The organism is Trinickia sp. Y13, from assembly GCF_029522115.1.
In the GTDB taxonomy this organism is placed as follows: Bacteria; Pseudomonadota; Gammaproteobacteria; order Burkholderiales; family Burkholderiaceae; genus Trinickia.
The window spans coordinates 81,887-95,879 of sequence record NZ_JAKWFK010000013.1 but is presented as its reverse complement, the minus strand read 5'-3'; the positions used below and the strand labels follow the sequence as shown (position 1 = coordinate 95,879).

The 13,993-nt window shown below is 63.3% G+C and carries 16 protein-coding genes; 3 read left to right on the top strand and 13 right to left on the bottom strand.

Going from position 1 to position 13,993, the window contains the following annotated elements:
- Positions 1-48: 48 nt before the first annotated feature.
- On the bottom strand, positions 49-1,575 hold the full coding sequence (locus MMB74_RS21110) for a hypothetical protein (RefSeq protein WP_277430608.1): 1,527 nt from the start codon (positions 1,573-1,575) through the stop codon (positions 49-51).
- Positions 1,576-1,659: 84 nt separating this feature from the next.
- Positions 1,660-2,274, bottom strand: a complete 615-nt coding sequence (locus MMB74_RS21105; RefSeq protein WP_277430607.1) for a GNAT family protein — start codon at positions 2,272-2,274, stop codon at positions 1,660-1,662.
- A gap of 222 nt (positions 2,275-2,496) precedes the next feature.
- On the opposite strand from MMB74_RS21105, the gene MMB74_RS21100 reads away from it, so the two are divergent.
- Positions 2,497-3,012 (top strand): hypothetical protein, encoded by a 516-nt coding sequence (locus tag MMB74_RS21100; protein WP_277430606.1) that lies wholly within the window; start codon positions 2,497-2,499, stop codon positions 3,010-3,012.
- A 73-nt stretch (positions 3,013-3,085) separates the two neighbouring features.
- On the opposite strand, the gene MMB74_RS21095 is transcribed toward MMB74_RS21100, so the two are convergent.
- The 11 genes from MMB74_RS21095 to sctU all read right to left on the bottom strand — a co-directional run bounded on the left by MMB74_RS21095 (position 3,086) and on the right by sctU (position 12,611).
- Positions 3,086-3,553: a CesT family type III secretion system chaperone gene (locus MMB74_RS21095; RefSeq protein ID WP_277430605.1), complete on the bottom strand. Its 468-nt coding sequence runs from the start codon at positions 3,551-3,553 to the stop codon at positions 3,086-3,088.
- Positions 3,554-3,691: 138 nt separating this feature from the next.
- On the bottom strand, positions 3,692-3,883 hold the full coding sequence (locus MMB74_RS21090; RefSeq protein WP_277430604.1) for a hypothetical protein: 192 nt from the start codon (positions 3,881-3,883) through the stop codon (positions 3,692-3,694).
- A gap of 109 nt (positions 3,884-3,992) precedes the next feature.
- Entirely contained in the window at positions 3,993-4,235 is a 243-nt protein-coding gene (locus MMB74_RS21085; protein ID WP_277430603.1) for a type III secretion protein, read from the bottom strand.
- Between the two features lie 19 nt (positions 4,236-4,254).
- On the bottom strand, positions 4,255-5,520 hold the full coding sequence (locus MMB74_RS21080) for a secretion protein (protein WP_277430602.1): 1,266 nt from the start codon (positions 5,518-5,520) through the stop codon (positions 4,255-4,257).
- A 152-nt stretch (positions 5,521-5,672) separates the two neighbouring features.
- A complete protein-coding gene (locus MMB74_RS21075) occupies positions 5,673-6,485 on the bottom strand; it encodes a hypothetical protein (RefSeq protein ID WP_277430601.1) in 813 nt (270 codons plus the stop codon).
- A complete protein-coding gene (sctS, locus tag MMB74_RS21070) occupies positions 6,482-6,745 on the bottom strand; it encodes a type III secretion system export apparatus subunit SctS (RefSeq protein ID WP_277430600.1) in 264 nt (87 codons plus the stop codon). Before sctS ends, MMB74_RS21075 begins: the two co-directional genes overlap by 4 nt.
- Positions 6,746-6,775: 30 nt before the next feature.
- Positions 6,776-7,426, bottom strand: coding sequence for a type III secretion system export apparatus subunit SctR (gene sctR, locus MMB74_RS21065; RefSeq protein WP_277430599.1), 651 nt, complete (start codon positions 7,424-7,426; stop codon positions 6,776-6,778).
- Complete coding sequence (gene sctQ, locus MMB74_RS21060; protein ID WP_277430598.1) at positions 7,410-8,573, bottom strand: type III secretion system cytoplasmic ring protein SctQ; 1,164 nt, start codon at positions 8,571-8,573, stop codon at positions 7,410-7,412. Before sctQ ends, sctR begins: the two co-directional genes overlap by 17 nt.
- 168 nt (positions 8,574-8,741) lie before the next feature.
- Positions 8,742-9,383 carry a type III secretion system protein SctP gene (gene sctP / locus MMB74_RS21055; RefSeq protein WP_277430597.1) on the bottom strand — a complete coding sequence of 214 codons (642 nt, stop codon included), beginning with the start codon at positions 9,381-9,383 and terminating at the stop codon, positions 8,742-8,744.
- Positions 9,384-9,412: 29 nt separating this feature from the next.
- Entirely contained in the window at positions 9,413-11,497 is a 2,085-nt protein-coding gene (gene sctV, locus MMB74_RS21050; protein ID WP_277430596.1) for a type III secretion system export apparatus subunit SctV, read from the bottom strand.
- A gap of 10 nt (positions 11,498-11,507) precedes the next feature.
- On the bottom strand, positions 11,508-12,611 hold the full coding sequence (sctU, locus tag MMB74_RS21045) for a type III secretion system export apparatus subunit SctU (RefSeq protein WP_277430595.1): 1,104 nt from the start codon (positions 12,609-12,611) through the stop codon (positions 11,508-11,510).
- 374 nt (positions 12,612-12,985) lie between these two features.
- Here sctU and MMB74_RS21040 point away from each other — a divergent pair, with 374 nt between their 5' ends.
- Together MMB74_RS21040 and MMB74_RS21035 are read left to right on the top strand one after the other, a co-directional pair.
- The gene (locus MMB74_RS21040) at positions 12,986-13,570 is read left to right on the top strand and encodes an HrpB1 family type III secretion system apparatus protein (RefSeq protein ID WP_277430594.1); all 585 of its coding nucleotides are present in this window, start codon (positions 12,986-12,988) and stop codon (positions 13,568-13,570) included.
- A gap of 33 nt (positions 13,571-13,603) precedes the next feature.
- A complete protein-coding gene (locus tag MMB74_RS21035; RefSeq protein WP_277430593.1) occupies positions 13,604-13,987 on the top strand; it encodes a type III secretion protein HrpB2 in 384 nt (127 codons plus the stop codon).
- The last annotated feature ends 6 nt before the right edge of the window (positions 13,988-13,993 follow it).

Here is a 13,993-nt window from a genome sequence, read left to right as displayed (position 1 = left end):
ACGCGATGGCAGGCGTGAATCATTGGCCACCCAGTCGTGCTCCTATCGTCAGGCATTGGAGGGCGCCAAGAAGTCGCCCGCGTCTACCAGGCTCGGATTCTGCTCGCTCGGTGCGGGGCGTTGCACGTGTCCCGCGGTTTGAGCCGCTGGCTGCGCGAAGCGCTGCGAGAGGGTGGTCACGCCGTTGCCGCCGGCCCAATAGCCTGATGACGCATTGCCGGCCCGGCTAGCGGCGATTTCTTCTTCTTCGATGGGCGCGACAGACTGGGGCGCCGATGAACTAGGGGGGGCCGCCGGCTTGGCATGACGAGGCCGCGAAGGGGGCAGGTGGGGGCGAGGCTGCGCCTCCTCCGGCTTGGCGTGTCGCGGCCCCCGCGCAGGCCGCTCATCGGGCTCGGGTTGCACGTCGGGTCGGGCATGGCGCGGTTGCGCCGCCGGTTGGGGCAGGCGAGGCTGCGCAACCGCCTGACTGCCGGGGACCGGCTGTGCCGCCGGCTGCGCGGGGCGAGGCTGCGCCGCCGGCGGTGCGGGGCGAGGCTGTGCTACTGCTTGGGGCGGGAGAGGTTGTGCTGCCGGCCAGGCATGTTGAGGCTGCGCCCGCGGGGCGCGCGCAACCGAGACCGCCTCAGGCGGCATCATGGGCTGCTGCAGTGAGCCTTGATACGGGTCGGGTTCTTGCCACGCCTGGTATAGATCGGGCTGTTGCCATGCTTGATGTCGATGTGGCTGTTGCCACGGGCGGTGCGGCCGCGACGGATCTTGGTATGGGTTCACGCCGCCGTAAGGGGTCATGTCTTCATTCGGGTTCATGGCGCCGTACGGGTTCATGCCGCCGTATTGATCCATGCCGCCGTACGGGCGCATTCCGCCGTACTGGTTCATGCCGTCGTACGGATTCATGCCTCCATACTGGTTCATGGCACCGTACTGGTTCACGCCGCCATACGGGTTCATGCCTCCATATTGATTCATGCCACCGTACGGGTTCATGCCTCCATATTGGTTCATGCCGCCGTACTGGTTCATTCCGCCATACGGCCCCATGCCGCCATTCGCGAGGTTGTAGTAATGCGCGCGCCGTATATACGTGTAGGCGGCGACGCCGATCAGCACTGGGAAGAACCCGAAACTGCTCATCGCAGCTGCGCCCAGCACGCCGATGGCCAGCGCGGCGGCGCCATGCCCTATCGCCGTCAATGCTCGGCCGGCGCCGCGCAGTCCTGCAGCGCCGTAGCGCACCTGGGCGGGGTTGGGCCGGGTGTACGAGGAATAGGCGGGACCGTAGTTCGCCTGTTGGCGGTGCGCATTCGAATCGACCGGAGGGACGGGCGCAGACGTGTCCACGCCGCGCGCTCTGAACGTCGCTCGCGGTGCGTCGCTCGCCGTCCCGGATCGACGCGAAGTCAGCAGTTCGGACAGCTTGTGGAGCCGGCCGCCGCGAGCGCTATCGGTCGCCTGCGGGCGGGCAGCGCTTGCGCTCTCAGGCCCGTTCGACTGCCCAACGTCCGCCCCGGTGGACGCGCCCGAGGGTGCAGGAATCGGCGCCGAAATCAATCTAGGCATTGTGGTGGACATCGATGTGGTCCTCTGAAAATACGCCAGCCCGAGCGCGCGCCAGCGTTTGAGAGTCGGCGAGCGTCGGCAAGCTGGCGCCCAGCTTCAGTCGAGCTCGACACTGAAATGCTGATCCATCCATGCAAGCGCGTCCCCCACGTGGGGCGGCGCCAAAGGGCGAGTCATGGCGTACAGATAGCTGTCGCCGGCGGGCAGCCCGAGATTGGGGCGAGCCTCATAGTTGGTCAGCTTCGCTTCGAGCGTGAAGCCGAGACGTTCCATTGCGGTGTAAGCGTTACCGTCGACTGCGCAGCATGCAAAGACACGATAGATCTGGGGCTGGGCGATCAACCATTTGAGGAATTTGCGCAAAGCGTCGAGCCCTGCGCGTCGCCGCCGGGCGCCGCCGCGACGGCTGATGATGACGCCGAATTCCGCACGGGGCGGCCGCGGCTGCAATTCGATCATCCCCGTGAGCCGGCCGCTCGCCTTGTCTTCCAGCACCCAACGCGGCAGCTCGCCGCTTTGCCAATCCTTCTGCGCCATATCGATGAACGCGAGCGTGTCGTCGAGTGTCGCATGGCGAAGATAGGTGAGATGCCGCACCGTGTCGGGATCGCTGAACATTTCGTCGAACAGCGCTTGCGCGTCGCGAGGTTCGGGCGGGCGCAAAAGGAGTTCGTCGGATTCGATCAATTCGGGCGCGTGAAACGCGGACATCGAGCACTCCCTACGCGGTTGTTCGTGCGAGTTGCATTGTGTGGCGTGCTCGGCGCGAACAGGGCCGGTGTTGCGAACCTGAGCGTGTCGGAGCGAAGGTGTTCGGGCGGCTAACGTCCGCTTCGCATGCATCGCAGCGCCTGTCGATCGTTCGGCCTATCGTCATAGCACGTTCGGCATCTCGACGCCGGTTCCGCGATTTCGACAGACAGGTTTATTGCGATGAGCACGCCCACTACCAAACTCACCGTTGCACGCCCCACAGCGGCACCGGCGCCCATGGGGCCGGCCGCCACACCCGCGCCGCAGATCGATGCCGGGGCGGCGGAAGCACGCGCGTTGTCCGGGCCACTGAAGCTACTGGCAACCAAAGGCAAAGGCGCGACGCCGACGAAGTGGTCGCGCGGCTCCTTTCGCACAAGCGGAAATGCCGCCGGTGCGCCGCCCGAAGCCGCATCGTCTTCGGAGGCAGCAACGGCTGCGCCGTTCGTTCCGACGGGCTACTCCGTGCCGCCCGGCGTAGCCGGTCCCTCGATGCGAAATCCGGCGCAGATGCCGCCGCAGCAAGTTCGGCAACCGCCGATGCCGATGATGCCGCCCAATCAGCCGATGCGCCCGCCAATGTTCAACGACGGGCAATCGCCATTGCATCATCTATGGAATTCATTGATGAAAATCGGCGAGAGCATGTCTGGACTCATTCACGCTATTGCAAGGGCGATGGCTAACGTGCATTGAGGATGCTTGCTCGAGCGGCGTGCCGATCGTTACCGGCGCTGCTCGGGTTCGGTCCTGATCGGCTTCTGCCGGATCATGCCCTCAGCCAAATGAATTCGCCAGAGACGAGACCTTCGAACATCTCGTCGGTCGATTCGATGATGTTCTGCCGCCAATAGCGGCCATGCTCGGCGTAGTGCGCGAGCAGATCGGCTAGCACGTTCCCATCGACGTCATGCGTCATCGGCACTCGCAGTACCAGCACGATACCGCCCGTATCGGTGTCGAGTCCGAGTTGCGCCTGATCCTGCGCGTAAATCACGAGATTCGCCTCGAGCATCAACCGAAATACGGTTAGCGTGCGCCCAGCCGTCACCGCGCCGTAATGGAAGTTCGCATACATCGCGTCCAGGTCGTTGTCGAAGTAATCGAGCCGGACGTCGAAGCCTTCGACTTCGATTTGGCGAGTGCGCAATACGTGGTCGACATCGGGCAGCCCTACCGTATCGCAGAGATCGCGGACCAATTGCGCGTAGCGTTCTGAACCGTCTGAGGTGGTCAAGGCACTCGGGGCAAGGAATGGGGAGTGAACGAGCCGCTAGAGAAAACGGCCGGCACGCGCCAGTGGCTCATGCCGGCCGACATCGGTACGACAGCGCGCACGAGAGACGCACGCGCGGGCTTCAATCAACCCGCTACGTCAGTGCGCCGCGCCCGAAACCTGGGAGACTTTGTTCCCGATGGACGTCGCCAATTTGGCAACGGCATCGGCCGCGCTCACTTGCAAGCTATTGTTGGCCGAATCCGTTTGGAACTTCATGCTGGCCGCCGTCATGATGCCCTGTTCGGCGTCCGCCGTTGCCATTGCACCGAGAGAAGTGAGACTACCCATATGCCCTCCTTGGTCAGAAGTTGAAAAGTTGCCTGATTACACATAAGACACGGACGACTCCGTGCAAGAACAGCTCGATACCTGTATCCGGTACTGCTAGCGCGACGCGCTAAGACGCCACTTGCCTATCCTGCAAGTGAGAAACGATTCGGCTCGCGGCCAACATGCCCCGATACAGCTTGGCGAGATTGTCGCGATCGATCTCGGTAGCGCCCGTGGCCGCGCTGATGTTCTTTGCACTCGCTTCGAGCGCCTCCCGAATCGCGGTCAAGCGCGCTCTCGCGGCAGGATCTGCCAGCGTGCCCTTCAAGTTTCGGAAGTCGGTCGCGCAAGATTCGAATGGCTCATACATTTCCATCATCTCCGGTGATTTATTTCGGTAACGGCAGGAACGCCGACGCGACGGCAGAAGGGGGCGCGGTGGTGCCCACCGGTTGCGCGACGCCGCGTGCGGCATTCGGCTGGCTCGCTGCGAGCGGGGCGGCACCGGGTGCAGCGCTCGGTTGGCTCGCCGCGGCCAGCGCGACACCGCTGGCTGCGCCCGGCTGGGCGACGGCCGGTTGCGCTGCGGAGGCGCCGTCCGCTGCCGCGGTTGCCCCGACGCTCGCGTCGGATGCGGGGGCGTCGGCTATTTCCGGATCGACGTAGATATGCTTGACGCCATCGGGCGTTGTCGCATAGCGCACGTCATCCGATGACATCAACTCCGAAAAGGAAGGGGGCGGCGGCGCAGCGTCGTTCGACTGCGTGAGCTGCATGCGCAACTCCTTCACGTTCGTGCTCAGATCGTGGCGGATACGTGTCAGCGCAGCTTGGACGTCAGCCGGATTGGCCACCTTGCCGATGATGTTGAACGCGCCCTGGCCGGCATACGCTACGTGCACCTGCTGAGCGCCGAGTGCATCTTCGATATCGCGTGCGTCGTTTTGAGCGATGTCGTACTGGCGCTTGATCGCCGTCGAGGACAACTGCGTCAGCACCCTGCGCACCGTTGCGTCGTCCTCTGTGGTGGGCACCATGCCGCTGACGATGACGTTATTGCCGTGCGGCCGCGCATGCAATTCGCTCATATGCGCTTGCGCGAGGGCCCGATTCACACGTTGCGCCAGATCGCCCGAATCGCGCGGAAGCGCCGCACGGCTCACGACCGTCGTGATCAGCACGGAACCGATTACGACCACGGCGCCGAGCATCGCGCAACCGAGCACTGCGCCGACGAGCTTGCGCTGACGCGAGCGCTCAGCTTCGTGACGAGCCTCTTGCGGCTTGACGAGCAAGGTCGACAACAGGTCGAGGTCGCTGGGCCAAACGGCATCGCTCGCGCCGACGCAAAGCACCGTGTCGTCGAACCGCATCGGCACGAAATCGATCAAGAGCACCGTGCCGGGGTCCATCGTTTCGGCGCCGTCGTTCGCAGGCGTGTGCTGCGCCTCGGGTTGCGTGAGCGCCTGTAATTCGGGAAGCACACGCTGCGCACTCACGATGCCCGTCTCGTCGACCGTCAGCAGAACGTCGGCGCCGCTCCAGTCGGAGATGCGAATGTCGGCATCATCGTCGGATCCTATCCGATGCGAGCCGGCACCGAGGTGCAATTCCACCCCTGCATGGACGCCAGTCAGAATGCGCAGTAATTTCATCTTGTGACGGTTGAGTTGATCGGATCGCGGCAGCGAGCATGCGTACGCAGTGGCCGTTGACGCTACTTTAGTCGTTGCACGAAGTCATGCTCTGACTCATGCGAAGCCGGCAATGGACGCGCGAAAGCACGCCCATTCGATGTTTCTCCGGCTCACTGAGCGCGCTGACTGCGCGCGAGCGTAGCGTTACGTTGCAACATCAACCTGCCGCGCGATTCCTTCTCTCTGGTCGAGGTGAGCGGCCGTTCGCTCATGAGCAGAAACAATGGCAACAGCAAATTGAATGGGGATTTTTTGCCACGCGAGTCTTTGCTTGCATCGATGAGCCGTTGACGTAGCGTGCCCATCGCTTCAGGGGAGCGAAGCGATTGACATGCGTGCACGGCATCGAGGCGGTCCAGTTGCAGTTCCGCAACCGCGACGACGCGCATTGCGCTCGGATCGTCTCGAAGCGCGAGTAGTGCGTCGCAAAAGGCGGCGCGCACCGCTTCGGCGTGCTCCGGGTCGCTCGTTCGCGCGGCGCGCAGAGGCAGCGCGCCGCCCGTGTAGGGGCGCACCGGCGTGGTCGCGACGCTGCGCACGTCGGGCACCCTTGCGCGGGCGTCCTCGCGACCGCCTTGGCCGCCGTGCGAATCGCCGCCATCACTGCCCGATCCCCCGCCGTCCCTGCTGTGACTGCGGATGGCGCCGTGTTCTTCTTCATTCGAACCGATGTGGCCGGACTCCTCTTCGCGCCCTCGGCCCGCGCTTCTTCGCGCCTGGGGAAGTCTCGCGCGGCGCTTGCGGGCTTGCGGGGACACAGGCGTGGTATCGGACGGCTCGCTTTGCGCATTGGTGAAACGCGTGCCGCGATAGAGCACCGCTTGGCGTCGCGCCTCGTCATGACTCTCGGCAGTGCGCTGCGCCTCGTGGGCCGTGCCGAGATTCGCGGCGGCCGACGGCGTCGTCGCTCGGGTCGTTTTCATTGCGGTATCGCCGTCTGCATGACCTCATTGGCGAAATGCAAGATGGCCGCCGCGGAAATCGGCGCAGCGATCGCAATTGCGATCATCACGGCCACGAGTTTCACGCCGTGCGACAACGTCTGGTCCTGCATCGACGTAATCGCCTGTAGGAACGACACCGCGAGCCCGGCGACCGATGCGACGATCACGATCGGCAGCGACACGTACAAGCAAAGCAACATGCCCTGCGTGGTGAAGCGAATGAGGGTATCGATATCCATGCTGTTGTCTTCCGCGTTTGATGCCGCACGCTAACGGTACGTGGTTACGAGACCGTGGATCAACGTCGACCAACCGTCCATCACGACGAACAGCAGCAACTTGAATGGAATTGCAACGTTGGTCGGCTGCACCTGATTCAGCCCCATCGCCAACAGAACGTTGGCGATGATCAAGTCGATCACGATGAACGCGATGTAAAGCAAGAAGCCGATCTTGAATGCGTCCGTCAGTTCGCTCAGGGTGAAGGCGGGGGCCAGCACGATCATGTCGTTTTCGTGAAGCGCGCTCGCGGTCTCCTTCGGCCACACGACGCTAGCGGAGCGGATGAAGAAACGCTTCTCGCGCTCGTGCGCGTGTTTCTCGAGAAAGCGGCGGAACGGTTCTCGGGCGGCGCCGAACACTTGGATCAGGGCCTGCGTCGGTTGGCCGTCGATTTGTTGCCCTTCCAACGATTGAGCGGCCTGCATGCCGATGGGCGCCATGATGTACAGCGAGACGAGGATGGCGATCCCGTTGAGCACCATGTTGGGCGGCACCTGTTGCACGCCCAACGCATTGCGCAGCAAACCGAGCACGACCACGATCTTCGCGTATGAGGTGACGACCATTGCCACGAACGGGATCAGGCTGATCGCGAGGACGACGAGCAGTAGGCCGGTGACGTTACTGAATTGGACCATCGCCGTGCGCCATTTTGAGGATTCGGATGCCAAGGTGTTCGCCGACCGTGACGAGTTCGCCGTAGCCGATCGTCTGGCCATGCGTGACGAGCTTCAACTGCGCCTCGGCGACGGGCGTGGAGAGTTCGAGCACGTAGCCGGGGCGCAGCGCGTAGAGCTGCGATAGCGGCAAGGCCACGGTATCGACTTCGAACTGAACGGGCAGGTCCAACTCGCCGATATCGATCGGGCTCTCCTGTTGATTGGAGGCGAGCGAATCGCCGGAGTCGGCTGGGTAAGATTTATCGGTCATTGTCGGCTCTTTCACAATGAGAAGCGTGTGCTTGTCGATCGTCACGGGTGCGTGCAGGCGGGCAAGGCCGGGCGTGCCCCATGCGGCGACGGCGCTGGCCGCGGCGTGCTCGGCTGCGCCGGTGACGAGGGGCGAGAGGGTGCTTGCGAGCGAGCGCAGCAGCACGTCGCCCGGGGCGAGCGCGCGTAGCGTTTCGATCGACAGACGTCGCGCACCCAAAACGATCCGTCCGGGGACGAGGCAGTCCGCGAGCGTTGTCTGTCCGGGGGAGAGTGCATCGGGGCTTTGCAACGCCGCCTGCACGGCGCGGGCGGCTTGCGAGGCGTGCAAGCTTTCCAGCAGCGGCAGCAGCGCTGGGTCGATGGCGACGAAGGCGGCATGAGCGCGCCCGTCGAGCGTGAAGGACAGATCGATTCTTGCAAGATCGGCGCGTGTTGCGATTTCGCGGGCGTCGCGCGTCAACCGCACCACGCGCAGATCGCCCAGCCCCAGCGTCGACAGGCGCGCGAGCAGCGGCTCGAGTATCACGCCGGCCACGGCGACGCGCAACGCTCGTTCGGCATCGGCAGGCGCTGCCGTTCCGCCGCGCGCGGGCCATGCCGCGATGTCGAGGGCAGGGTAGGCGGCCAGGTCGAACGTGACGAAAATGCGCCCGGCCGAATGAGCGAGCTCGAGCAAGCCTGGCTCCTCGAAACGGTCGAACGATGCGGCGCCTGCGTCGTGCGCGCACGCTTGCCATGCGTCGATGCCTGGCAGACGTTGTGCGATCGAAGCGCTCTGGGCGTTGCACACGAGCCTCGCCGTGCGAGCGACGAGCGGTGAAATGGCCCGCAACGGCAATCTGCCGGTGTGCATTGCGCTATCGGGCTCTCCGGCTCGTCGAGTTTCGCCGGGGACGATCGAGGGTAGGGCGTGCCTATCGACGTGCTCGACATTCGTAGGCATTTCGGCGATCGGGTAATCCATGCGATGGTCATCGATTGGGCAGCGTTCATGCACTGCGTGGGGATCCGGCGATCTCACTCACCACACCATCAATTCGATGTCGCGCGGTGCGTTCCACGCTTTCAGGAGCGAGTCTATTTCGCGCTCGAGCATGGTGCTGTGATGCAAGAGTAAAGTTTTTGTGTCTATGCTGGATGTATCGAAACGAAGCGAAAGCTGGAACGGCGAAAGCGAGAGATATAAAGTCGTGTCGGGCAGGATCGTTTTATCGAGCGGCATCTGGACGTCCCAATTGCCGGCGCTGCCGATAGCGGGGTCGGCGCAGAACGCGGCCACTTCGCTCGCGAGGGACGCCGCCAACTCCAAGAAATGCGCTTGCGTGCGAAACAGCGCGTCGACGACAGGCACCGACGCGCGGGAAACCTGTTGCACTAGCGCTTCGCGCTGACTGGCCGCGGCTCCATCGTCGGCATCGATCTGCTCGCTGGCGTGACCATCGTCGCTCGTGTCTTCGCGCCAATGAAAAAGATGCGCGGGCTCGTCGACGACAGCGCTTGCCGCCGTCTCCTGTTCGTCATCCGATGGGCCGACAGGCGCGCGGCCGGGGCGTGCGCGCCGTGCAAGCGCCGCGTAGTCGAACCGTCGCGCCCGCGCATCGTCGGCCTTTTGCTGCGCCCTGAGCTCGCCAGGGATGATGCGCCGCACGCGAGATTCGATCATGGATGTCCTAACGATGAGGGCCGGGCGGCTTAGATAGTCACGCGGCCAAGCGGCTGCAGATCCACATGCTCGCCGAGTTCTTGATAGGAATAGACGGAGAGCCAGCTCAGGCGCGCTTCGATCATCCGCCTCACGTATCGGCGAATATCCATCGACGTGACGAGCGCCACGCCGTCACGCGGGGTCTCGCCGACGAACGACTGGATCTGATCGATCAGGTAGCCTGCTTCCTCCGGCGGCAACGCGAGGTAATTGCCGGTCGGCGTCTGCTTGATGCACTGGCGAATGTGCTGTTCGACCGGCAGATCGAGCATGACCGCAGGCAACTGCCGCGTGCCGCCGGTGGCGCGATGCGCGAGGAAGCGAGCGATGTCGCTGCGCACATACTCGGTCAACATCAACATGTCCTTTTCTTTGGCGCCCCAGACGATCAAGCTTTCCATGATGCTGCGGACGTTGCGGATGGGAATCTGCTCTTCGAGCAGGCGCCGCAACACATCGGCAATGCGCTGCGGCGGCAGCACCTTTTGCACTTCGGTCACGAGCCCCGGATAATCCGCATTCTGTTGATCGAGAATCCACTGCACTTCCTGAATGCCCAAAAAGAGCGATGCGTGCCGGCGCAGCATCGCAACGGAGGCATGTGCGATCACCTGTTCGGGGCGCCACGCCGGCATTTTGGCCGGCAACTGTTTTTCGTCGATCCACCAGGTAGGGCCCGGGCCGCCGTCGAGGCCGCCCCGTTGCTCGCACCGATCGGTCAAGGCGGCGATTTCCGCATGAAGCGTGCTATCGACGCCGAACGAATTGACGTCGGGCAACATCACCTTTCCCGGCGGCATTTCGATCGCGCAATAGGGCACGTCGTGCATGAGCAGTTCGCACGTCGACGGCGGCAGCGCGTCGTTGGTCCAGATCGTGATGCCCGGGAAAGGCAGGCCGAGATATTCCTGCAAGCGTGCACGTTCGGCGCCGAAGGATTTGTCGAGCGCAGCAGGCGATAGGCGGTCGACGAGATCGGGGGAGATGCGCACGCCGACGGGACACGCAAACTGTGGCGCGCGCGTGAGGATCGCTGGCACATCGATCTTCGAGCCGGCTCGCTGCATGGCGGTGACAGCCTCGCTCGCATGTGTCTCGGCTGCGGGCTCGCGCTTGCCGAGGCGGTAGCCGCAAAACGCCAGCGTGGCGGCCAGCAGCAAGAACAGCCCACTCGGAAAGCCCGGCACCGCGGCAAAGCCCAGCAACAGCAAGCTCGCAAAATAAAGCGCGCGCGCACTGGTGGTCAGTTGCTTGCCGATCTCGTCGCCGAGCGAGAGCGGCTTGGATTCGCCTTCGTCTCCGACGCGCGTGATCATCACGCCGGCCGCCACGGAAAGCAGTAGCGAGGGGATCTGCGACACCATCGCGTCACCCACCGACAAGATGGAGAACCGATTGGCTGCATCGCCCGCGGACATGTCGTGATAGGCGACGCCCACTGCGATACCGGCCACGATGTTGATGGCGGTAATGATGAGGCCCGCGATCGCATCGCCTTTGACGAACTTCATCGCGCCGTCCATGCCGCCATGCAACTGGCTCTCGATCGCGAGCTTGGCGCGCTTGCGGCGCGCCTCCTCGGGCGTGAGCAAGTTGGAGCGCAAATCCGCATCGATACTCATCTGTTTGCCAGGCAAGGCATCGAGCGTGAAGCGCGCGCCGACCTCCGCCACCCGTTCCGAGCCTTTCGCGATCACGATGAATTGCACGGTCGTGATGATGACGAATACGACGAGACCCACCACGAGATTGCCGCCAACCACGAGTTCGCCGAAGCTCTCGATGATGTGACCTGCGTCCGCATGCAGCAAGATCGACTTGGTCGACGCAATGTTGAGCGACAGCCGATAGAGCGTGGTGAACAGCAGCAGCGACGGAAACACCGATAGGGAGATTACGTTCGGCACGTACATCGTGATCATCAACAAGGTGACGCTGATGGTGATGTTGAGCGCGAGCAGCATGTCGATCAGCGCCGGCGGCAGCGGCAAGATCATCAGCGAGATGATCGCCACGACGAGTAGCGCGATGCCGACTTCGCCGAATGCAGGTATTTTCAATGTCTTGAACATCTGGGCTCTCTCAAGGCGCCGCTTGGTTCATGCCGTGGCGGGACGCGTTTTTTGCCGCGCGCATCCGCTCCTGTGCGCCGATCGAATCGACCCAGCGCAAGATGGCCGCGACGGTTTCGAACAACTCCTCGGGAATCGGCTCGTCTATCCCCACTTTGTAGAGCGCTCGCGCGACCGGCGGATTGCCGATGATCGGAACGCTCGCCTCCTGTGCGAAGTGCCGCAATTGCGCGGCCGTCTCATCCATGCCCTTCGCCGTGACGAGCGGTAGCGGATGCTCGTCGGGGGCATAGCGGATAGCCACGGCGTAGTGCGTGGGATTGACGATCAACGCATTGGCAAAGCCCACGCGTAGGCGAGGCGGATCCTCCGTTGCAAATTGGCGCGCGAGCTTTCTGCGCTCGCCTTTGATCAATGGGTCGCCTTCCTGCTCCTTGTGCTCACGCTTTACTTCGTCCTTCGACATGCGCTGCTTGCGCATGAACATCAATTGCTGGATCTTCAGATCGATGGCGCCGATCACCGCGAACGCCACTGCCGCGATACAGCACAGCTTGATCAGCATGTCCCAGAACATCTTCGACAACTGCGGCAACGGTTGATACAGCGATCCGACGACGAGCGGCAACATCCATTTGATCGTCACCCACATCGTGAAGCCGATGACGACCGACTTGACGAGCATCTTCGCCAGCTCGATCAGCGTGCGCGACGAGAAGATCTGCTTGATGCCAGAAACCGGGCTGGCATTGGCTAGATCGGGCACCACCGGCTTCATGCTGATCTGAAAACCGATCTGCGGAATCAGTGCGGCGAGCGCTGCCGCGGCCGCGGCCAAGACGCACGGCACGATCACGATCAACGCCCGCCCACCGAGGCTGATCATCTTGGCGAACACATGTTCGAGCGAGTGATCGCCCGATACGAATTGGAGCGCCGTGGCGACGATCGAACGCAACGCGCCCGCGAATGCGCCCGACGCCAGCATCAGCGTGGCGAGCGCGGCGGCCATCGTGATGGCGTCGGTCAGGTCGGTGCTTTTCGCAACCTCGCCGTCTTCGCGTGCGTCGCGCAGCCGTTTTTCTGTGGGCTCTTCGGTTTTTTCTTCACTCATCGGCTACCCCTGCAGACTGCGTCTCGGCTCTTGCGGCGTGCATCGCGAACCGCCTCGCGCCATGCAAATCCATGATGGACGGTAACTGGATTGCACGCCGCTGGCGCTAGTCGACGCGAACCAGGCGATGGCACGGCGAAGCGCGTCGCAGTGTCGAAACAACGCGTGCACCGGTCCCATCACTCACGTTCGTTGCGCAGGACGCGCGATCGATTTGCCGAAGTTCGCCGCAGCATCGCCCACTTCGTGGTCTCGGTGTCGGGAAAGGCGGGCGGCTGAGTATCGTTAGGCTGTCGTCGACCATCGGAATGCGAGCGGCTGTGCAGCGCGCGGCTTGCGTTCCGCAGACCCCTACCTTGCAGGAGCTTCGCGCCATGAGCGTCACATCGCCCGATTATCTGGACTGCAGTCAGGACATTGTCAGCGGTTTGATCGAGACCGTGTCGGTGGCGCTTACCAGTAAATTCCCCGCCGTGGAAGGCGACCCATTCGATGTCGAAATGGTGCTGGACGCCGTGCGCGTGCTGCGCCCGAAACTGGCCGAGCTAGAGGCATTCACTGGGTTGTTGCACATGTTGCACGGCCGATGGGATGACGCGATCCGTGTGTTCTCGTGGGTCATCGCGAATGCGCCGGAATTCTCGTACGCCAAAGCGCTGTTGGCGTTCTGTCTTGCCGTCAAGGGCGACCCGAGCTGGCGGCTCAGCGCGAGCGAGGCGATCGAGCAGGATCCGAGCAGCGACACGCTCCAACTCGTTCGCGTGCTCGAGGCGCGCGAAGACCTGCGGGCGGCCGTTCGCGCCTACCGCAATGGAGGGAGGTTCGAGTTGCCGGCGTCGATTGCGACGTTGAACGAGGGATCGCCCGCGGCAGCGGCCGAGCAGAACGCTTCGACGAGCGAGCCGGCAGGATCGGCTCGCGCTGGCGTGCCGCCGCAAGCGAACTATCTGCGCATTTGATTTCGATCCTATTGAAAATCCCGGAGGTTGGACATGAGCGTCGTCATTACCCCAGAACAAGTGAAGGCTGCATTGCAGACAACTACGCAGCCGGCGACCGATCCGTCCATGCAGCAGCTCGGCGACAAGTTCAAATCGTTGATGCAGAGCCCGCGCATGGAAGCGCCCCACGAAACGGGAGGCGATGCGAACGTGGTGGCGAAGCTGGCGGCGGCGCAGGATGCCGAGTTGCAGCAATCGGTGAACGACGCGCTTTCGTTGACTCAAAACGCGGCGGGCATGTCGATGCAAGAGATGACGGCGGCCGGCACCAAGGTCGTGCTCGAAATCGCCGGCACGCAACTCGATATGCAAGCGAAAATGGGCGTCATGAATTCGTCCAGATCGTCGCTCGACACCTTGATGAAGAATCAATAAGCCATG